Here is a 21686-nt window from a genome sequence, read left to right as displayed (position 1 = left end):
TGCACGGGCGGAGGGATTCGAACCCCCATCAACGGTTTTGGAGACCGCTATTCTACCCTTGAACTACGCCCGTTCGTTAATAAAAGCCAGTAACAACTTTACGGAGTTACTGGCTTTATACTTTTTTATCCTATTTGGATTATGCTACAATTTCAGTTACCTGACCTGCACCTACAGTTCTACCACCTTCACGGATAGCAAAACGTAAACCAACACTTAATGCAATTGCACTAAGCAACACAACATCAATAGTTAAGTTATCCCCAGGCATAACCATTTCTACACCTGTAGGCAAAGTAATGATCCCTGTTACATCCGTTGTACGTACATAAAACTGTGGACGGTAGTTATTGTGAAATGGTGTGTGACGACCACCTTCTTCTTTTTTCAAGATATAAACCTCAGCTTTAAAAGTAGCATGTGGTTTAACTGAACCTGGCTTACAGATAACCATTCCTCTTTTGATGTCTTCTTTTTGAATACCTCTTAAAAGAATACCTACGTTGTCTCCAGCTTCACCTCTATCAAGGATTTTACGGAACATCTCAACTCCTGTAATAGTAGAAGTCAATTTTTCAGCTCCCATACCAATGATTTCAACTGGATCTCCTGTATTAGCAACACCTGTTTCGATACGACCTGTAGCAACAGTTCCACGACCAGTGATTGAGAACACATCTTCAACAGGCATCAAGAAAGGTTTTGCAACATCTCTTACCGGCTCTTCGATCCAAGAATCTACAGCTGCCATCAATTCAAGAATTTTTGGTACCCAAGCTGGATCATTATTCAATCCACCTAAAGCTGAACCCTGAACAACAGGACCATTATCTCCATCATATTCATAGAAAGATAACAAGTCTCTGATTTCCATCTCAACTAATTCAAGTAATTCCTCATCATCAACCATATCCACTTTATTCATGAATACAACCATTCTAGGAATACCTACCTGGCGACCTAAAAGGATATGCTCACGTGTTTGTGGCATTGGCCCATCAGTAGCAGCTACAACAAGAATAGCACCATCCATTTGAGCAGCACCTGTAACCATGTTCTTTACGTAATCCGCGTGACCTGGACAGTCAACGTGAGCGTAGTGACGATTAGCAGTTTCATACTCAACGTGAGATGTATTAATTGTAATACCTCTTTCTTTTTCTTCTGGAGCATTATCAATTTGATCAAATGATTTTGCTTGACAATACCCTGCATCAGACAATACTTTTGTAATTGCCGCAGTTAATGTCGTTTTTCCGTGATCCACATGCCCAATTGTTCCAATGTTTAAATGGGGCTTGTTACGGTTAAAATTTTCCTTTGCCATTTTACTTAATTTTAAATCTTGTTATATATTAATTTCTATTTCCTACTTACTTGAGCCAATGTCGGGAATTGAACCCGAGACCTCTTCCTTACCAAGGAAGCACTCTACCCCTGAGCTACACCGGCAGAGAATTAATTTTAAATGTTGCATTTTAAATTAATTTAAAACTTTCATCGTGGGGAGAGCAGGATTCGAACCTGCGAAGTTTACACAGCAGATTTACAGTCTGCCCTCGTTGGCCGCTTGAGTATCTCCCCTACTTTTTATATTGCCAGACCTTTACAGTCTTGAGCCGGCGGAGGGACTCGAACCCACGACCTGCTGATTACAAATCAGCTGCTCTAGCCAACTGAGCTACGCTGGCGAATCAATAAAAAAAGTCCGCTATTTCTAACGGACTGCAAATGTATAGATTTTATCTCTCAATCAAAACTTTTTTTAAAAAAAAATCATATTAAATATGCGAACTTATTTTTTCTTTCCTTTTTACCAATAATCGTTCTAAAGATTCAGCAGAAAGTTCTAAGGCTTCTTCAAAAGTTTTACATTGCTTTTTAACTAAAAAATCATCCCCAGGAACATTCATTTTTACCTCAGCAATTTTATTTTCTTTATCACTAGTCTTCTCCACTTTCAAAAAAACATCGGCGGACACCACCTTGTCATAATATTTCTCTAACTTGTCCATTCTTTCTTGAACAAAATCTACTAGCTTTTTGTCAACAGTAAAGTTAACTGCATGAACACTTACCTTCATAATCATTTTTTTTAGTTAAACATTTTACGAATCATTTACGTCCTCGAGGATGCGCCTCTTTATAAATATTTTTAATTTCTGACAAACTGCTATGGGTATAAATTTGAGTTGAAGCCAAACTAGAATGCCCTAACAATTCCTTTACTGAATTTAAATCCGCACCATTATTTAATAGATGTGTTGCAAAAGTATGCCGCAGGATATGTGGACTTTTTTTTACTTTCTCAGACACACCACTAAAGTAAGAATTTATTAGCCGATACACAAAAGAATCATTTAATTTTAATCCTTTTTTTGTGAGAAAAAAATAAGCATTATCAACGACTATTGCCAACAAAGCTCTTTCCTTTAGGTACAAACAAAACTGAGCCGCCAGTACCGGCAAAACAGGAAGGATTCGTTCTTTACTTCGCTTGCCCAATACTTTAATTGTACTATTGGATAAGTCAATATTTGCTATTTGAAGCTGAATCAGCTCTGCGCGTCGCATTCCGGTAGTATACAACAAATCGATTATGAGTTTATTCCTCACTTCTTCAAATCCAATTGTATTTTGCATTTGATCTAAAACATTCAAAACTTCCTTTTCAGAAAAAGGAACCTGCAAAACCCTCGAAGCCTTCAATGCTTTATGCCCTGACAATGGACTAACCCGAATTTGCTTTGTTTTCAACAGGAATTTGTAAAATGCTTTTAAAGACGCTATTTTTCTATTAACGGAGCCATTTGAGACCCCATCATCCACAAGTACTACAATCCAACTCCTGATTTGACTATACCCTGCCTGCTCTATGCCTTGCTCCTCAAAGTGAATTTTGTTGAATGATTCAAAAGAAACAATATCCGCACAATATGCCGTTAGGGTATGAGGAGAATATTTTTTCTCCAACTGTAGATAATCCCGAAAAGCGTCTTTATTAGTAGTCATAAAAAAACCGTTAGCATCAAAGTTATACAATTTTGATGACTAACGGTATTTTATTTAATAGATATTGACTAACTCTCTAAGTTATCTCTCATATTTTGGATATAAGCCGCTTTTTGAATTTTGATTCTATTTGTAACTGAAGGCTTAATAAAAGCAGTACGTGCTCTTAGTTGACGAACAGTTCCTGTTTTATCAAATTTTCTTTTGTAGCGTTTTAATGCTCTATCGATATTTTCTCCGTCTTTAATTGGTATAATTAACATAATATAGACACCCCCTTTCTTTAAGTGTGCAAAAGTAAACATTATTTTGAATTGGAAGTCATTAATTGTGAATTTATTTGAGCATGCTTGCAAAAAACAAATTCCGTTTCACGAATAGGCTATCATGTGCTGCCAGCTATTCGCTATAATCTTATTCATTGCGAGGTATCGGGGTAAAATTCGCAGTACTATCCTTGACATAAAAAGAAGAGTCAATACACAAATTGACTCTTCTTTTTACAAAATACTCACTTTATTGAATCTAAAGCATCCCGTTAAGCAAAACTTATTCGCTCCAGAAACTACCTAATCAAAGTCTAAACTACTTTACCGCTGGCACATAATTTTGATTATCAATAATTAATTTTCCTAAAATCTCTTTAAGAATTTCTGAAGTTCCTCCGCCTATTGGCCCTAAACGACTGTCCCTAAACAAACGTGCCAATGGATACTCCTCCATATACCCATAACCACCTAACATTTGTAAACAACTATAAATAGTATCATCTGCAACTTTTGTAGATTTCAGCTTAGCCATAGTGGACTCTTTTACGACGTATTCCCCTTTGTCTAAACGAGCGACAGCAGCATAGTTAAACACCTTACAGTGTTCTACCTCTGTTGCATGCTCAACAAGCGTATGTCTTAATGCTTGAAACTTACTTATTTTTTTTCCAAATGCCTCTCTATGCGACATATAATCTATTGTATAATCTATTGCATATTCAGCTCTAGCATGTGCATTTACCGCCATGATTAAACGCTCCAAAGCAAAATGCTGCATGATGTAAGGAAATCCTTTCCCTTCTTCACCCATTAAGTTTTCTGCTGGGATCTCTACGTTGTCAAAGGCGATTTCAGCAGTATCAGATGCTCTCCAACCTAATTTATCTAGTTTGACAGCCGATATCCCTTTTAAACCAGTATCCATCAAAAAGATGCTAATCCCTTTGTTTCCAAGTTCAGGATTAGTTTTTGCTGCAACAATATAATAGTCTGCATAAACACCGTTTGTAATAAATGTTTTGGAACCATTAATAATATATTTATCTCCTTTTTTTACGGCATTAGTGCGCATCCCCGCAACATCACTACCCCCAAAAGGCTCTGAAATACATAAAGCTCCTATTTTCTTTCCGGCGATACTTGGCACTAAGTAATCTTGCTTTATCCTTTCGTCACCCTCAGCATTCAAATGGGTCATCGCTAAATACCCATGAGCCCACATGGCAGCAGCAAAACCTGATGACTTAATTTTTTGCAATTCTTCGAGAAAAATAACAGTATAAAATAAATCGAGATTCAGACCGCCATAAGCCTCTGGGTAGGCAATACCAAAGTACCCCATCTCGCCAAATTTTTCCCAAATAAAACGTTCTATTGTACCCGTTTTTTCCCACTTTTCGATATGCGGAACAACTTCTTTCTGCAGAAAATCTTTTAAACTTTCTCTAAATGCATGGTGTTCTTCCGTAAAATAAATTGAATTCATATAGTATATTTTTCTTAACAAATAGTATTAATTGAAGCATAATAAAGCAGTACTATTTCAAATTTCGTTTTTAAACGATTAAAAATAATCCGCTAATAAAAAAGTAACACCTCTATTTTAAAAGGCAATACAATTCTCTTGTCCGGGGCTTAAAATCTGACACTTCTAATTAAAGTCCAAATATAAGTCAATTATTTTTGCTTTATCAACAGGAAATCCCTTAATTTTTATTAAATCCTCAATATTATTAAAATCCCCCTTCATGCTTCTATAGGTTATAATTTCTCTGGCCAGTGCATACCTAAAATAATAAAACTGAGAAAGCTCCTTTAAAGAAGCAGTATTGACCTTGATTTTTTTAAATTGAGGCAGCGCCAAAACTTCAAAATGAGTATTCAAATTCTCAATTACTTCTGGTGACAACCCCCAAATATCCTGCATTTGATCCATAGAAACAAATCCGCCCAACGTTTCTTTTTGTTTTAAAATGCGAATAGAAATGGCCTCACCTATTCCATAAATTTTTACCAAATCTTCTTTTGTTGCCCTATTGATATCAATGACTACTATTTTTTCTTTTTTGGCGAAAGCTGGATTTGAATACTTTTTATAAGTTATAAATTTAGTTTTCTGGCTTTTAGAAAGCACCCAATCCGGGAATTTAAAATAAGGCGCTAGCACATTTAACAATGAGTCTGAAACTTTAGTCACGTTTTGAAACTCCTCAGGAGAATTTACATATTTGTTTTGTTTTCTAAAAGCGAGCAAACGATCAATTTCCTGAAGAGACATTCCTAATCTATATCCTTTATAATCTGTGATAAAATTGGGATTAAAAAGATACACATTGGGCTTTTTATTTGCAGCTTCCATAGTAAGGGAATCCATTGCAGTTTGAAGAGAAAGCCATTTTTGTTTTTCAGGATACACTTTAGATACCGCTCTAAAATCAACAAAAAAATAAACCAGCTGCAGGACTACACTAATTACAAACAAAAAGAAAATACCGGTTCGTTGCTCCTTAGTGAACTTAAAATAAGTTAGAATCGTTTTAAAACTCATGGGGGTACGTATCGATTTGCTAGCATTAAAAATAATTCTAAATTTATAAATTAAATCAAGACCGTTCGCTTTCTGTAGATTTTTTTTCAAAAACAAATTAATACCCGCTACAAGCCTATTTGACAAAATAATTTCACCGGGAATCAATATTAAAAAAGACGACAAATCATTTTTTACAACTTAAAATTCAATTATTGTTTTTATTTTTTATAAAAAACAATACATTTGGAGCTTAATAACAAACAAAACCATATAACCCATGTCAATTTGGAAAACTAAACCCCTTTCGGTATTGCTAAATGAAGCATCAGAATCTGAAAAAGGATTAAAAAGAACTTTGTCTTCACGTTCATTAGTAGCGCTAGGAGTTGGAGCAATTATCGGAGCAGGATTATTTTCTTTAACAGGAATCGCAGCCGCAGATAATGCAGGACCCGCAGTAACGCTATCCTTCGTCTTAGCAGGGATAGGCTGTGCCTTTGCTGGATTGTGCTACGCTGAATTTGCCTCTATGATCCCAGTCGCAGGAAGTGCTTACACCTATTCTTATGCCACAATGGGAGAATTTGTTGCTTGGATTATTGGATGGGATTTAGTGCTTGAATATGCTCTTGGAGCCGCAACAGTAGCAGTGAGTTGGTCTCAATACGTAGATAAATTCCTCGCCAATTATGGACTCAATATTCCCCAAGAGATACTCCATGGACCATGGGATGAGAAACCAGGATTCATTAATTTACCCGCCATATTAATTATATGTGCCCTTTCTCTACTATTGATTAGAGGTACAAAAGAATCAGCTTTATTAAACAATATTTTGGTTATTTTAAAAGTAACTGTTGTTATTGTATTCATAGGTATCGGATGGGGTTTTATTGACGGAGCGAATCATACTCCATTTATCCCTGTAAATGAAGGCGAAGCCCTTTTAAGCTCAGGAAAGATGACATTTTTAAATTTCTTTAGTAGCGATTACTTTGGTCATTACGGTTGGAGTGGTATTCTAAGAGGTGCAGGAGTTGTGTTTTTTGCATTTATAGGATTTGACGCTGTTTCTACAGCTGCACAAGAGGCAAAAGATCCACAAAAAGGTATGCCAATTGGTATATTAGGGTCGCTCATAATTTGTACCGTTTTATATGTTCTATTTGCTTTTGTTTTAACTGGTTTAGAAAACTACCTTAACTTTAAAGGTGACGCAAGCCCTGTCACTACAGCGTTTGCTAAGACAGGTTATACATTCTTAAATTCAGCATTAACAATTGCGATTATTGCAGGATATACCTCTGTAATGTTAGTGATGTTGATGGGGCAAAGTAGGGTTTTCTACAGTATGAGTATCGACGGATTATTACCTAAATTTTTTAGTACATTACATGCTACAAATAGAACACCATACAAAACAAACCTACTTTTCATGGTTTTTGTTAGTATGTTTGCAGGATTTGTTCCTGTGTCAGACTTAGGTCATATGGTAAGTATAGGAACATTATTTGCGTTTGCTCTTGTATGTATTGGAGTTGTTGTAATGAGAAAAACTAATCCCGATGCAGTAAGAGGTTTTAGAGTGCCATTTGTACCAGTATTTCCAATTCTAGGAGTTATCATCTGTCTAATCTTGATGGCTGGATTACCTATTGAAAGTTGGGAAAGACTTGCCATTTGGATGATTATTGGAGTTGCTATCTATTTTGCCTACGGTAAGAAAAAAAGTAAACTAAACAATCCGGATAAATAAATTTACAGCATACAAAAAAGGGATTCTAGAATAGTTTAACTATTTTAGAATCCCTTTTTTTATTTAACTCTTTTTACAAATCAAAAACCGAAGTGCGTTTTGCACGAATTAAATCTTTCAACCGCATCCAAAAAGCCAAAGTTAAATACACGGCAAACCACAAGCCAGCTGTAACAAATGACAAGTAAATAAAAAATAGTCGGACGCTACTGGCACGCATTCCTAAGGTATCTGCTAAGCGGGAGGAAACATGAAAACCGTGTTTCTCAAAAAAGAACTTAAGCTTAATTACTGCTGACATTTTTCAGTTAGTGTATTAAATTCGTCAATCGCATATTTAAAAAACAAATTTACAACATTCTCCAGTAAACAAATCCAAAAATAATTGAATTAATTTTTTTTCAACAATTCCATTCCCACGGCACATTCTAAGCATTTACCTGCGTTGCAATACTCCATTTTTAGTTGCAGTAATGATTGGGTATCAAAAGCACTTGCAGCGAGAACCCCAAAAGACTTGAATTTATCTATAATGGCATTTTTCTCCGGAGAAACTTCTTCTAACAGACGAATTAAATCCTCTGAAATTTCTTCTCCCTTACTTTTAGCAAAAGCAAATTGTAGCGGAAGTATGGTATTTATGACAATTAAGTCAATGAAAGATTTTGAAAGCGATTTCCTTTTCTTTGGACTTTCTTTATCAAATTGGTAATGATTCAACCAATATTCAGAAGCCGAAACCTGAAACAGGTCGTAACTACTTTTTAATGAATTTAAAACACTTATTTTTGAAAATAAATGTACCTGACTGTGGTATAAATTCGCCAATTGAGAAAGACGTATCGTAGGAAAATTATCCGGGCGATGCTTAAAAAACTGGACTGGTGCCTGGCCACCTTGCTCCAATTGGTATTTATGTATCAAGTAAAAATACCTAAACTTTAAATCTTTGAAATAAGTATCCTCCTTATCAGAATCCAATAACCCTGCGGTTCCAAAAATTAATGCTTCCAGATTCTCAATTTCAAAACTTTCCTTTCTAAGCACCGAAAAAGGAATGTTTACTGCCATTTTAAAAAAGAGTTCTCCATTGGTATTTAATCCAAAATTTTTAGCCAAAAGGCAAAACAACACTGCTTCCCAATCGTGATTAGTTTGTTCTAACAAATCAAATATAGATTTTGCTTTTCTTTCCAGACGTTCAAAAAACAGACGTTCCTGCCAATTTTTAAAGACAAACCCATCAATTTTATTAATTTGCTTTTCGCAAAAAATCCATGATTTGGGTGCCATTAAAGATTGGTAATTTTCAAGGGTGGCCTTATCTACATATTTTTTGAGTTCCAAAACCGGAATTTCGCTGTTATTGCTTCTAAACACTTCCGTATCATGCTCCCAAACCACATGTAAAATAACGTTTTCATATCCTGAATCCTGTTCATGATGATGCACATACCAGTCTGACGATTTAAGATGAATTTCGACATTTCCTGCCCATTTTTGATTTGCAATCGTTATTTGTGCATTAAAAAAATCAGGACCGGCCAGTTCAAGATATTGGCCCACAGTAACAATTGTGATTTCCTCTCCATTGAAAGTTTTCAAATTCAAAGTATCAAATTTCTTGAATTTCCACAGGTAATGGAGGAAATCTTCTTTCATATTGAAAATATTAGATTGAAGACTAATGTAGTAAAAAAAAATAGCAAATTATCTAAAACAAAAAAAATCAGAAATTTCCCTAAAATACCGAATGCTATTTTAGTAAAATAGGATGTTTTTATTTCAACAAATACAATTTGGCACAAGCCCGAGCATCAGATAACGCTTCGTGATGATTCAAAGCGATATTCATTTCCCGGCAACAATCGCTCAATTTAGTTGGTTTTAATCCTTTGGCTTTGTATATTTTTACGGTACATTCCCAACGAGAGGCAATATTCAAATCCGCATACTCTAAATTATAAAGAGCCATTGATTTTGCCAAAACATTCCGGTCAAAACTTTCATTGTGAGCTACAACCATCCTGTTTTGCAACCGTTTTTTAATTTCAGGATATACCTGGGCAAATGACTTAGCATTCATGGTATCCCGCGGATAAATCCCATGCACTTGAATGGTAAAAGGAGAATATAAATTATTTGGTGGTTTGATTAAACTAACAAACTCATCTGTAATTATTCCATTTTCTACGGTTACAATTCCTACAGAACACGGATGGTATGCGGTTGCTGTTTCAAAGTCTATAGCGGTGAAGGTCAATTTGATTTCAGATTTAGGGTTAACGATATTTGATTTCAGATTTACAAAAATACTGTCAATTATAGAAGTTCAATGTATTTGTTACCTTTTTTTTAGATGTTCTTGCAAACTTTTAGATTCCAAAAATTTTACAGCAACAAAGTAATTAAACCAAAAAACCTTGCAGGTTTTTTGATTCTTGTTGGAGTATAATTAGGAAATAAAATCCAGTTTTAATCTTATTTTATCGACCCAATAATATCATATTTAGTTATAATATGGTGATTTCCATTCTCTAATTCAATCAAAACGGCTTCATTCTCTTTCGTGAATAATCGAGAAACTTCTTCAATAGGAGTTCCGTGTTTCACTATTGGAAAAGGTTTTCCCATTACATCTTTAATCGGTTTATCAGCTACATTTTTGTCGGCTACGTAACTTTGAAACAAATCACTTTCATCAACAGAACCTACAAATCCGGTGATATCAATGACAGGAATTTGAGATATCTTGTATTTACGCATTCTTTCTATGGCGTGCGAAACTAATTCTTCGGTACGCACCACAATCAATGGTTTGTCGATATGATCTTTGATTACATCCTCCGCCTTAGTGATTTCTTCTTCTAGAAAACCGCGTTCCCGCATCCAGTCGTCATTGAACATTTTACCTACATAACGGCTTCCTGAATCATGAAAAAGAACCACAACTACATCTTCCGGTTTAAAATGTTCTTTGAGTTGCAACAATCCTTTGATCGCCGCACCAGCAGAATTCCCTACAAATATTCCTTCTTCAAGTGCAATTTTACGGGTATAAACCGCCGCATCTTTATCCGTTACTTTTGTAAATCCGTCAATCAAAGAAAAGTCTACATTCATGGGTAATATGTCCTCACCAATCCCTTCTGTGATATACGAATAGATTTCATTTTCGTCAAAAATTCCTGTTTCATGGTATTTTTTAAATACAGAACCATAGGTATCGATTCCCCAAATTTTAATGTTTGGATTTTTCTCTTTCAAATATTTCCCAACTCCGGAAATAGTTCCTCCAGTGCCTACCCCCGATACAAAATGAGTAATTTTACCACTTGTTTGCTCCCAAATTTCCGGTCCCGTTTGCTCGTAATGCGCGATAGCGTTTGAAGGGTTGTCGTATTGATTCACATACCAGGAATTAGGCGTTTCTTTGGCCAATCGTTTAGAAACCGAATAATACGACCTTGGATCCGTAGGTTCTACATCCGTAGGACACACCACAACTTTAGCGCCTACGGCACGAAGAATATCCATTTTTTCTTTGGACTGTTTGTCTGAAATTACACAAATTAGTTTGTATCCTTTTATAATGGCGACTAATGCCAATCCCATTCCTGTATTCCCGGAAGTTCCTTCAATAATAGTTCCGCCTGGCTGTAAACGGCCATCAGCCTCCGCATCTGCAATCATTTTTACAGCCATTCTGTCTTTTACGGAATTTCCTGGATTGAACGTTTCCACCTTAGCAAGTACTAAGGCCTCTACTTCGGCAGTTACTTTATTGAGTTTCACTAATGGGGTGTTGCCTATGGTACCTAATATATTTTCTGCGTAGCGCATTGTATAATAAATTTAAGATTGTAATTTGTTGTAAATACTGCTACAAAGATAGTATTTTGTTATAAATTAATCTTGTTTACGGAATTTTGCGTTCGTGATAATAGCGACATCCTTTCCTTGCTTGCCGCCAAGCAAGGAAAGATATAGCGGATAGCGCGATAAAACGCCCAAAAAAAATGACTTAAAAAATTGAAATTTTAAAGAGCTATTAATTAAAGAAGTTCCAAATTAAACCAAATCGGATCGTAAAATCACGCGATGGATTATTGGGGGAGGCATAAAAATCATTGCCGGTGAGTGCCGAATTAAAATGTTCCGCTTTCAAATAGATCCTTGTTCTTTGAATTTTTGCATTGATAAAAAAATCAAGGTTAGGATGATTGCCAATTTGTTTGTCTTTTTGCACAAAAAACTCTCCTATGACCGGATTGTATTCATTGGCATAATAACTGGAAAAGTAATTGAGAGAAATCCCTGTTTGCAGAAATAAGGCTTTTTTAAACAAAAAATTCGAGTAGTAAAACGTATTTCGCGTTACAATTTCAGGCACGTTCAAGATGGCATCTTGTTGTTCTGTTTTTTGATATAAAACTGTATTATCTAACGCAAATTTTCCAAGTTTTAATTCTCTGCTGATTTTGATCGATACATAATTTATTGTGCTATTGTATTGTGCCGGCGCAACAATTTGTGTGTTAACTGTTTTTTGCTGCGCAGTTGATGCTTCGGTAAAATACAAATGATCATTCAACACTGAAAACTGCAATTCTGCATCTAGCCAAGGAGAAATGGCATTAGCTTTTATTGTGTTTATTTTTTCATTCTTAAAATCATTAGACCAGTTGTACTGCACGTAACTGCTCTGGTGCAGATTGTAATTGTTATTGGGTAGTTTGTTTATGTTTTGATACTGAAATGCAAATTGAATTTCATCAGTGAGCTCATACTTCAATTTAGCATCTAAATTTGAAAGCGACTGGTTGGTAATGGATCTGGAATAAGAAAAAATACCGTTCCAATTGTTTTTTCGGTATTCATATTGACCTCCGGCACTATTAATGTTCTGGCTCAAGAAACTTGGGACTGTTTTCGCATCAAATATTAGGATCTGATTGTAATAATAATTAGATCTGAAATCGTCAGCAAAAAACTGAAATTTACCCAATGTTGTATTTTCATAAATCAAACCAATTCTATTGTACATCTTGTTGTAACGCGTTTGATCATTGATCCCGCTGTTTGCAAAAGAGTCCCCAAACCGGTCTACTATTGCCCCTCCTACGGCAGATGGCACTGTGGCCTGATTGTATTCAAAGAACTTATTTTCGTAATTAAACTGATGCGCGAGATACGCGTTATTGTCTCCTTTTTTTGTGTTAATTCTAAAATTGTGATCCACAAAAATTCTTTTTCCTTTCAGAAATGATTTGGCGTCATTAAGATACACTTCAAATCTTTGTCTGTTATCGTAGTTTGGATCACCACTTTCAAAATCATTAATAGTCGTAATTCCACCGTTTTCTTCATTTAAAATATCTTGATAGGTATAATGTGCATTAGCAAAATACCGTTTATTTTTAGTGTTGTAACTGGTGGTAAACCTGAAATTTCCTGTACTTGAGAGCTGATTGATGTATTCTCCTTCTGAACGTAGTCCTCTGTAGGCGATCGAAAAATTTAAATTTTTTGAGGTGTTCAGGGTAATAAAGGCATCTACTGACTGCCCCTTTTGTACGGTTGTTTTAAAATATAATTCGGTAACAGGAGTTGCTACAGAGCTGTAACGGATTTGGTTTGCCTCCAAAAAATTAAAATGCTTTGCTTTAAAACCAAATTCCGGAAATACAACTACATCCGTCAAACCGTATTGTAAGGTATTGTATGTTTGTCCATCATTTGCAAAAGGTAAAAGTCCAAAAATGTCTTTTCGCAAATAGTTGTGGCTGTATTCTTTTTGAATATTGAGAGACGTGTCAATGTAAGTGGTATCCCGTTCTAAAGTGATGAACCGATACATATCAACAGTAGCCACTTTTTGTTCTTTTTGTTTATTGACCGTATCTGACGCACTTTGGTATTTACTGGCAGTATCTGTATTAGTAATATTTTTTTGAGAAAACAGCAGCATGGGCACTGCTAAAAAACAAAATAAAAATAATATTCTCATTTGACAGGATCTAATTAGTCGGTTACGTATACAGTTTTAACTCGGCAAAGATAAATGATAAAAACCTATAAATAAAAAAACATCTGACGGAAGTATGTGTTATACAAGAAAATTACTCGCTGTCAATTTACTCTTTCGGGACAGTTTTAAAGGGACCTGCAAGCAACAAATTTTCAGGAAACACTCCTTTTTCGTAGCATTTTGCACTACAAAACGATACATTAAACAACTGTCTAATAATAATAATAATAATAATAGCTACTGTCCTCTATAAAACAACACCGTAGTGATGGTCTTGAAAGCAATGTTCAAATCTAGGTAAATGCTGCGGTGCTTGATATAATACAAGTCATACTGCAGCTTGATCAGACTATCATCAATGGTTTCCCCATACGTATAATTGACCTGTGCCCAGCCAGTAAGCCCCGGCTTGATGATGTGTCTGGTTTCATAAAAAGGCATTATTTCTGCAATTTCTTTTACAAAAATAGGACGCTCGGGACGCGGACCTATAACAGCCATATCTCCTTTTAGTATATTGATAACCTGAGGAAACTCATCGATTCTGGTTTTACGCAGAAATTTCCCAAAAAGCGTCACTCGGGAGTCATTCGTAGCGGTAAAAACGGCACCGTTCGATTCGGCATTTTTAACCATTGTCCGGAACTTTAAAATTTTAAATACCGCCCCATCTTTGCCTATCCGTTCTTGTGAATAAAACAACGACCCTTTATTTCCTATTGCATTTCCAAACAAAATAAGCGGACACAAGAACACGCCTACAACAAGTCCAGACAAGGAAACGGTTATTTCAAATATTCGCATAACAATCAAATACAATTTATTCTGATTGCTTCGGCTAAAAGGAAAAAAACGATAAAAATCCCGTGACATGTACTGCACTGGTATGCGCTGGGTTTTACTTTCATATACCTGTGTATATTCCCGTATAATATTCCCAGCCTCTAATAAATGAAGCAATTGTTGGTACAAATCTGCTGTAATACCTCCCGTTTTTTGGGAAGCAATCACAATTTCAGAAACTCCGTTTTCATTCACAAAAGAGAACAAATCCTCTCTTTTGATGTGCTGCACATAATGGTATTCTTCCATTTGTTGTTCACTGGAATCTAGATTAACAAACCCAATTATTTTATAATGCGGATCAATATTTTCAAGTCCTAAAATCAACTCCTGTACCTGCTCCTGATCACAAATCAAGATTGCTTTCTGAAAAAATCGATTAGAGGCCAAAAAGGTTACATACAACATCCTCCAGAAAAACAACGATAAGAATACGACCAGAAAAAACAATAGAATTTGAAGGCGGTTTGAGGGCAGTTCCGGAGAAAAAAACGGCGTCAGTAAATAGACTAAAACAGTTGTTGAAACGGTAATAAGAGTACTTTTTAACACCTGAAACTCGTTGCTAGCCACCTGAAGATTATACATTTCAAAAATAGCTCCAAATACATTTAGGTAAACTGCCAAAACGATTGTCCAGTAATAATTAGTAGCTGAAACTTCAAAATAATCAAAAGCAAATACCTTTCCAGTTGCATATAAAGCCGTCAAAACAAAGAGAACATCAAAAAGTCGAAGAATCATCTTTCGTTCTGATATTTCAAAATGCATTTTGTCAACTGAAAACATGATAGGTATTTATGGTACGGGTGCAAATTTAATTTTTTTGTTCCAAATTAAACTTATAGTAGCACCTCTTTTTTTTAAGAACATCCACTTTTAACAAAGTGATTTTTTTAAGAGCTGCGAATTCCCTAAAAAAACCATGAAAAATATTGAAACGAATACGCACCACTTTCTTTATGGTTCTTCTCTACTCTTCTTTTACAACACTCGTTCTTCTGGGCGATCCCAACTGCACATTGAGTAAGGACAACGAGTATACAAAGGCCGGTGCGGCGGTACGCATGGCGGCATGATTAATGGTTAAAAACCAGAAGGCAACAAAACACAATAAAAACATATTGAACTTGTTTTCCAAGTACAAAACCAAGGGTGTAAAAAACAAAATCAGCAATGCTATTATCCCTAAAGACCCATGCTCGGCCAGCATCCGGGTAATTTCGTCGTGGGACAACACTTTGATCCCCGTTTCATCCTCCCGGACTTCCACCCCTTTCCCAACCCCTACTCCAAAAATAGGGTTCTTCAAAAACGTATTGATCTCATTTAGTGCCACATCCTCCCTGCCGGTAAACTGGCTCTCTTTAGCCCTTCCTGCGGCATCTTGATTGGCATAGCGCTTGTCAATAAGGCCGCCCGTCTGAAAGGAGGTGAAGGTCCAAGTGACAAACATTGCAAACACTAAGAATACGATAATATAATTCAATTTTGCCCTTCCGCCAAAATTAGATTTAAAATACAAGAACGCCAGCAACAAAACAATCATCAAGAATCCGGTAATCATTCCTCCTCGGGAGAAAGTAATGATTCCTCGATAAGTGATATTTAACGCAAGGATCAGGTTGATTATAATTTGGAATTTTGTTTTAGAATCCAATATTACTCTGGAAAAAAAAATAAACATCCCCAGTCCTAAAACCGTAGCCACCTGATTGGGGCCATACCCTCCAGAAGTTTGAAAATTAGATTCGGTTCCCGTTATGACTTCCTGTAAATCTGGTGTATAAAAAATCAGATATGCCACACAACTAATAATAGGAAGACCCATGCTCAGCAAGATTGTATTCATCTGATCCAATCCAATCTTTCGCCGAAAGGTGTACAAAGAAGCCAGTCCCAAACAAACGGGACCAGAAAGATTAAAGGCAATCGCTTTGCGAAAATTCGTGTCAAAATTCAATACAAAAGTCGAAATAATAACACCGGGGATTAGTAACAATAGAAAGATCCAATACGGAATGGCTCCTTTAGAAAAACCGCTGTAATACATCCCGATAAGAACAAAGAGTACAACCCCGTATTTGGAAATTTCATAGAGTGGATTTCCACCGGTCATTCGCAAAAAGACTTCGCTCCCTACCACATAAGCCGCAGCAATCAGTGCTTCGTTATTTCTGTTTTGTTTTTTTACGATATAATAAATTCCAAAAATAAAAATAGAATAGCCGTATATTTTTGCTGTAAAAGGCAACAAATACCCCAATGCACCCACCACCACATGGAAAAGAATTAAATAGAGATAGGATCGATCTTCGTTTTTCATTTGTAACTATTTAGAATCGGATAGTTTTTCATAGTTCTTAATTAAAATATCGATCACTTTTTCTTTTGAATAATTATCTACAACTAATTGATGCAAATGTAGTGCAAAACTAATTCTTAAAGATTCCTTAGAAATCATTTTGTCTAATTGAACTTGAAGCTGAAAACTATCTAGTGGAGTAAACAACAAACCGCTAAAATTATCTTGGATAATCATTGGACAATGCCCGGTATTTGTTGATATTACTGATAATTTTGCCAAACCATATTCTAATAATGTTACAGGAAACCCCTCTGCTGTAGAGGCTAAAACACCAATTGTTGCTTGAGATAGTATGTATTTGATGTCAGTCTTAGAACCATAAATAAAAACATAATTTTCTAAATTATTTTTACTTATAAATTCCTTTAAAATAGCTGAATAGTCGTCCTTGTAATCTTTTCCGATTAAATGCAAACTCCAACCCAATTCCATTAAATTCATTTCCGCAAAAGCACGCAATATTGTTATGTGATTTTTAGGTTGTTTTAGATTTGCGATACATACTATTCGCTTCCCTTCTTCACTTTTCAGAATAGTTTCTTTTAAAACGTTGTCATCAAACGTAGCGAAATTTGGTAAAAAATAATTTTTTTTAGTTAATAGATTTTTATTAGCCCAAACTTCTAATTGATGATTTACTACAAATGTGCAAGAGAAAAAACAGGAACAAAAAGATAATATCAAATTATTCCATATTGATTCATTTGCCCTTGCTCCATAATGATCGTGCCAAATTAACTTAATCTTAGGATACGTCAATTTAAGTAATACCGCAGTAAAAAATGATGTCCCGTGTGCATGTGCGATTGTAATTTTATTCTGTTTTACAAATGATTTCAACTTTAAAACTGACCTTAAGTCGAAAGTGTGTTTTTTATTTAAATACAAATAAGAAACATCCGCATCAATTTGATGGAGCAGTGGCCCTTCATTTCGGGTGACGATCAAACCTGCAAATTCAATTTTTTTCGCTAGCGCATTGGCATAACTGATCGCCATACGCTCCGCTCCACCTGCCTCGAGTGAATCTATAATTTGAATGATTCTCATGTTGTTGTTATCACTTATGTTACATATTAATCTACGCCCAATAGTAGCAAACCCACTCAAAGAGACGAGTTAAACTCAGCATCAACGTGCCAGTAATTTTTTGATTTCCGCTTCGAAAAAATCCATCGTATAGCCCCTGGACCATTCTGCTCCTCTGGTTTGTTTGTAATCAAAAAGGCTTTGGTTACTCAAAACCGATTCGATTTGCAAAATATCTTTTTCAAGATCCATTTCCAGCAAAATCCCTCTGTCCCCATAATCTAGCATAAAAGGCACACATGAAACAGCTGTTGCCAGAGGAACACAACCCCAAAACAGACCCTCGGCAATCACTTTTGGCCACCCTTCACTCTCTGAAGGCAACACTATAAAATGACTGTCCTGATAGGCTTTTTGCAGGGTTTCTTTGGATTGATTTCCTTTCAAAAAAACAATGGACTCGAGCTGATGCGCTACAACATACTCCTCTAAGACTTTACGTTGTACTCCTTCTCCATACAGCCGCAAACGCACTAAATACCCTTTTTGATGCAAATTTTCGATCAATTGAACAGCATACAGCGGATGCTTCCCATGGACTAATGTACCTGCAAAAACAAAATCGACCACACCCTGTAACACTTTTGGAACCACTGCCAATTTATCTTTTTCAGAATAGGTAGCCGTAAAAAAAGGTTTAATATTTCCAGAACTGCCCTTCCACTCGCCATACACTAAAACCTGCATGTTTCGGGTCAAAAAAGTGTTGCTTAAAATCCATCGTTGCAGTTCGTAGGTCCAAGGGTGCTTGGATTCAGGATCCCAATTTCCGGCATATTTAGCTGTTTTTGGAGTATTCGGAAATAAAATTTGAACAAAACAACCCAATAATCCAATATTTCCGGGACACCGTAAATGAATGTGATCAGCAGATTTCATGGCTTTAAATAAAACCCAAAGCAAGCCGGGAAGTTTAAATAAAGTAAGTAAAATAGCTTGTATCGATAATAAATCAAAACTTGGAACAGGAATAAAGTGTATGTTTTGATGTTGGTAAGAACTGTCAATGGCTGTTGCTTTCCCTGAAAAAAAGGGAGCCACAATCACTACTTGTGTTACATGGTTGCCCCAAACATTCATTTCTCTTACGTAGGGAGCGTACGCATAATATAAATTATTCACTTTCGAATGCGGCACATGGGTAATGATTACGAACTTCATATTTAAAATACTGTTTATATCTTATTTTGGTTTTCTTATCCACAAACTCCACCAACCAACGGTTCTGCCTACTGCCTCTGTAAAAGCTTCTTTTTTACTACTGCTGGTAAAGGTATTGCTAAACCGAATACCAGTCAAAAGTAATGTAATTGTGTGCCATTTTAATTGATGTTCTAATGTTGGCTTAGGATTTTTCGTTCTCCAGACATACCAACCATTTCGCACGACCATTTTACCATATTGATATTGATTGGGTCTTCCTGCGGTATCGTGATAATGATACAATCTTGCAGCAGTGTTCAAGTACAATGCCCCTATCTTAGACACTCGTAAAGAAAAATCGGCATCCTCATACAATCCATAACCTTCAAAATAAGTAGAAAAATGCAACGTATCAAACACCTTTTTTCTGAAAGAGGAAACACCTCCCATCAACATTTCAACTTCATACGTTTTACCACTCGGAGGCAAAAATCCCACACTACGACCGTGTGAATATAAGGAAGAATAACCCGGTGGACAATCACTGTCTAATCCTAATTTTTTTCTTAACACGAATCGGCTGCCATCTTTTCTTTTCCATCCATCAAAATAAAATTCATCACTTTTGGAGTGATACTTTTCACCAACAAATTCCGTTTTAGTTTCATCAATAATGTACCCGCCAACACCTAAAGCCTGCGGATAAACCTTATACGTTTGTAACAGTTCTTCAAAATAAGTAGCCGTCAAAACAATGTCATCGTCTAAAAAACAGATTATTTCTATATCAACTGCTACTCTTTCAATTCCGTAGTTGCGTTGCTTAGTCAGACCACGATGTTGTGGTGGAACGGCGAAATATTTTAAATGATCAAATCGATTATTCTTTATCATTACCGATGTATCTTGATTAGTTGACCCATCGATGATCATAATTTCATCAGGATACTTTGTTTGCTCTTTCACAGACTCTAATAGCTGTAATAAAGCTTCGGCACGCATGTAGGTACAAATTAGTAATGAAAATTTCATTGTTATTGGTGTCTAATTCCTAAATTCTGCAATTTTTGTGCATAAAAAACCGACTTCTTAAATTGAATATTCTTGTAAGGAAATCGAAATAAACGATACAAAAAAGCAACTTTAGAACCCGTAAATAGATAATAGGTAAAATGTTTATACTTATACTCTCTCAATTGTTTAGGACTGTAATGCTTCATTATCCCATACATAATTGTTGGACTAGGAACCGGTTTTATGTTTTTCACAGGAGCATCCAGTTCCCAGGGCTGTGCTTTCCTTTTTTTTCCAACAATCTTAGCTTGAGTTCCCCAAAAACGATAGCCTCCGCTGGGTGGTTTTAAATGTAAATTAGCAGCAAATGGATTAGCTAAAACAGTTACTCCGATTTTACTTAACGACATTCCAAAATCACTGTCTTCGCCATAACCGCCATCAAAATTGACATCATTACCGACCAACTGATTTACAAACTCCCGTTTGACAGAAGAATTCGCATTGCTAAACATTTGAGTACAGCCCGCAATAAATGGGGGTCGACTCAATTGTTCCAACTTAAGAGCCAAATCCTCTAAATTCTGTTGGTGGTGATCCGCACGGATATCCAGTCCGTTGCAGGCTCCAACCGAATAGGTTTGTAAGAACCGAATGTGGTTTTCGATGAAATCCGCAGGGATCCGAATATCATCATCCCCAAAAACAATATAATCCCCCGTGCATAGAGCAATCCCCTCATTTCTGGCCCTACAACTACCCTTTGTCTGTTGCCAAATCACTTTTAATTCAAAGGGATACTGCTTTTGTTCGTAGGCCGTTTCATCTCTGTCGCTCAAGGGAGTGGCATCTACAACAATAACCTGGGTCGGTTTATAGTTTTGATTAGACAAATCATCTAACAGTTGTAAAGTGTATTCTTGACGGAACATCGTAGGTATAATATAACTTACTGTAGGATTACCTTGAATAGCAAGAAGCACCCGAGAAGGAATTCTAGCCGTTATGTCCCTTTTTTTATAGGTATTCTTGACTCTGAACAAAGTAATCCATTCTGAAATTTTCAAGAAACCTAATCTGTAAATCATAAAAATGGCATGGCTTATTTTATAATTTTTCCTAAAAAAAAGATGACGATCTCTTCTTGAAACTATCACCTTTTCTATAGCCGCATTTGTAAATAAATTTTTTACATATAATGGAACTCCTCCCAAAAAACGGTTGCATCGAAATCCAAAATCTAAAGCCTGCATTTGAATATTTTCAAAATCGGTATCAAAACCTTTTGTGAGGTCCCAAACTGATTTACGAACTGCAAAAGCATTGGGATTAATCCTCCAACTGACACATTGATCTAATCCATCAAAATCATTCAAATACCAAAAGAATACAGCAGTCTGATAGACCAATTCAGGGAAAGCATTTTTATAGCCCTGCTCAAAAGAACTATGCCAAATATCGCCTGCTCCAGTAGACAATAGCTCCAATTGTGAAAAATCAGGAGTACCGGCATACAATAGTACTTCACCTGACGTCGTTGTATATTCTTTTAATTGTATTCTTCCCATTTATCGTTTAAACTTAAATCTACCCGTTGGGTGTAATTAATAAAAATTTCAATTAATCTTAAA

General features: G+C 35.9%; 18 protein-coding genes and 4 tRNA genes. 1 reads left to right on the top strand and 21 read right to left on the bottom strand.

What is annotated here, in order from left to right; translation table 11 throughout:
- Window positions 1-2: 2 nt before the first annotated feature.
- From EKL98_RS04600 to EKL98_RS04555, 10 genes are all read right to left on the bottom strand, one after another.
- Window positions 3-73: transfer RNA gene (locus tag EKL98_RS04600), tRNA-Trp, on the bottom strand.
- A gap of 66 nt (window positions 74-139) precedes the next feature.
- Window positions 140-1327 carry an elongation factor Tu gene (gene tuf, locus EKL98_RS04595; RefSeq protein ID WP_126455883.1) on the bottom strand — a complete coding sequence of 396 codons (1188 nt, stop codon included), beginning with the start codon at window positions 1325-1327 and terminating at the stop codon, window positions 140-142.
- Between the two features lie 53 nt (window positions 1328-1380).
- Window positions 1381-1452, bottom strand: a tRNA-Thr gene (locus EKL98_RS04590).
- 51 nt (window positions 1453-1503) lie between these two features.
- A tRNA-Tyr gene (locus EKL98_RS04585) sits at window positions 1504-1584 on the bottom strand.
- A 33-nt stretch (window positions 1585-1617) separates the two neighbouring features.
- Window positions 1618-1691, bottom strand: a tRNA-Thr gene (locus EKL98_RS04580).
- Between the two features lie 90 nt (window positions 1692-1781).
- Complete coding sequence (gene hpf / locus EKL98_RS04575) at window positions 1782-2084, bottom strand: ribosome hibernation-promoting factor, HPF/YfiA family (protein ID WP_126455885.1); 303 nt, start codon at window positions 2082-2084, stop codon at window positions 1782-1784.
- Between the two features lie 31 nt (window positions 2085-2115).
- Window positions 2116-3012 carry a tyrosine-type recombinase/integrase gene (locus EKL98_RS04570; protein WP_126561658.1) on the bottom strand — a complete coding sequence of 299 codons (897 nt, stop codon included), beginning with the start codon at window positions 3010-3012 and terminating at the stop codon, window positions 2116-2118.
- A gap of 68 nt (window positions 3013-3080) precedes the next feature.
- The gene (gene rpsU, locus EKL98_RS04565; RefSeq protein ID WP_035670421.1) at window positions 3081-3275 is read right to left on the bottom strand and encodes a 30S ribosomal protein S21; all 195 of its coding nucleotides are present in this window, start codon (window positions 3273-3275) and stop codon (window positions 3081-3083) included.
- Between the two features lie 322 nt (window positions 3276-3597).
- Entirely contained in the window at window positions 3598-4767 is a 1170-nt protein-coding gene (locus EKL98_RS04560; protein WP_126561657.1) for an acyl-CoA dehydrogenase family protein, read from the bottom strand.
- Window positions 4768-4932: 165 nt separating this feature from the next.
- Window positions 4933-5919, bottom strand: a complete 987-nt coding sequence (locus EKL98_RS04555; protein ID WP_394343471.1) for a ComEA family DNA-binding protein — start codon at window positions 5917-5919, stop codon at window positions 4933-4935.
- A 169-nt stretch (window positions 5920-6088) separates the two neighbouring features.
- On the opposite strand from EKL98_RS04555, the gene EKL98_RS04550 reads away from it, so the two are divergent.
- On the top strand, window positions 6089-7567 hold the full coding sequence (locus EKL98_RS04550) for an amino acid permease (protein ID WP_126554471.1): 1479 nt from the start codon (window positions 6089-6091) through the stop codon (window positions 7565-7567).
- A gap of 73 nt (window positions 7568-7640) precedes the next feature.
- Here EKL98_RS04550 and EKL98_RS04545 read toward each other — a convergent pair whose 3' ends face one another.
- The 11 genes from EKL98_RS04545 to EKL98_RS04495 form a co-directional block, all read right to left on the bottom strand.
- The gene (locus EKL98_RS04545; protein WP_126451893.1) at window positions 7641-7868 is read right to left on the bottom strand and encodes a PspC domain-containing protein; all 228 of its coding nucleotides are present in this window, start codon (window positions 7866-7868) and stop codon (window positions 7641-7643) included.
- An 89-nt stretch (window positions 7869-7957) separates the two neighbouring features.
- Entirely contained in the window at window positions 7958-9229 is a 1272-nt protein-coding gene (locus EKL98_RS04540) for a DUF2851 family protein (RefSeq protein WP_126561656.1), read from the bottom strand.
- Window positions 9230-9347: 118 nt separating this feature from the next.
- On the bottom strand, window positions 9348-9830 hold the full coding sequence (locus tag EKL98_RS04535) for a 3'-5' exonuclease (protein WP_126451891.1): 483 nt from the start codon (window positions 9828-9830) through the stop codon (window positions 9348-9350).
- Between the two features lie 218 nt (window positions 9831-10048).
- Complete coding sequence (locus tag EKL98_RS04530) at window positions 10049-11410, bottom strand: pyridoxal-phosphate dependent enzyme (RefSeq protein WP_126561655.1); 1362 nt, start codon at window positions 11408-11410, stop codon at window positions 10049-10051.
- 208 nt (window positions 11411-11618) lie between these two features.
- Window positions 11619-13577, bottom strand: a complete 1959-nt coding sequence (locus tag EKL98_RS04525; RefSeq protein WP_126561654.1) for a putative porin — start codon at window positions 13575-13577, stop codon at window positions 11619-11621.
- A gap of 258 nt (window positions 13578-13835) precedes the next feature.
- Window positions 13836-15230: an exopolysaccharide biosynthesis polyprenyl glycosylphosphotransferase gene (locus EKL98_RS04520; RefSeq protein WP_126561653.1), complete on the bottom strand. Its 1395-nt coding sequence runs from the start codon at window positions 15228-15230 to the stop codon at window positions 13836-13838.
- 184 nt (window positions 15231-15414) lie between these two features.
- Window positions 15415-16767 carry an O-antigen ligase family protein gene (locus tag EKL98_RS04515; protein WP_126561652.1) on the bottom strand — a complete coding sequence of 451 codons (1353 nt, stop codon included), beginning with the start codon at window positions 16765-16767 and terminating at the stop codon, window positions 15415-15417.
- Window positions 16768-16773: 6 nt separating this feature from the next.
- Window positions 16774-17859: a glycosyltransferase gene (locus EKL98_RS04510; protein ID WP_126561651.1), complete on the bottom strand. Its 1086-nt coding sequence runs from the start codon at window positions 17857-17859 to the stop codon at window positions 16774-16776.
- 81 nt (window positions 17860-17940) lie between these two features.
- The gene (locus EKL98_RS04505) at window positions 17941-19059 is read right to left on the bottom strand and encodes a glycosyltransferase (RefSeq protein ID WP_126463108.1); all 1119 of its coding nucleotides are present in this window, start codon (window positions 19057-19059) and stop codon (window positions 17941-17943) included.
- 21 nt (window positions 19060-19080) lie between these two features.
- On the bottom strand, window positions 19081-20073 hold the full coding sequence (locus EKL98_RS04500; RefSeq protein ID WP_126561650.1) for a glycosyltransferase family 2 protein: 993 nt from the start codon (window positions 20071-20073) through the stop codon (window positions 19081-19083).
- Between the two features lie 2 nt (window positions 20074-20075).
- Window positions 20076-21623, bottom strand: coding sequence for a glycosyltransferase family 2 protein (locus EKL98_RS04495; RefSeq protein WP_199740679.1), 1548 nt, complete (start codon window positions 21621-21623; stop codon window positions 20076-20078).
- Between the last annotated feature and the right edge of the window lie 63 nt (window positions 21624-21686).

This window comes from Flavobacterium bomense, assembly GCF_003970355.1.
The sequence above is the reverse complement of the archived record's forward strand: the minus strand, read 5'-3'. Positions and strand labels throughout refer to the sequence as shown.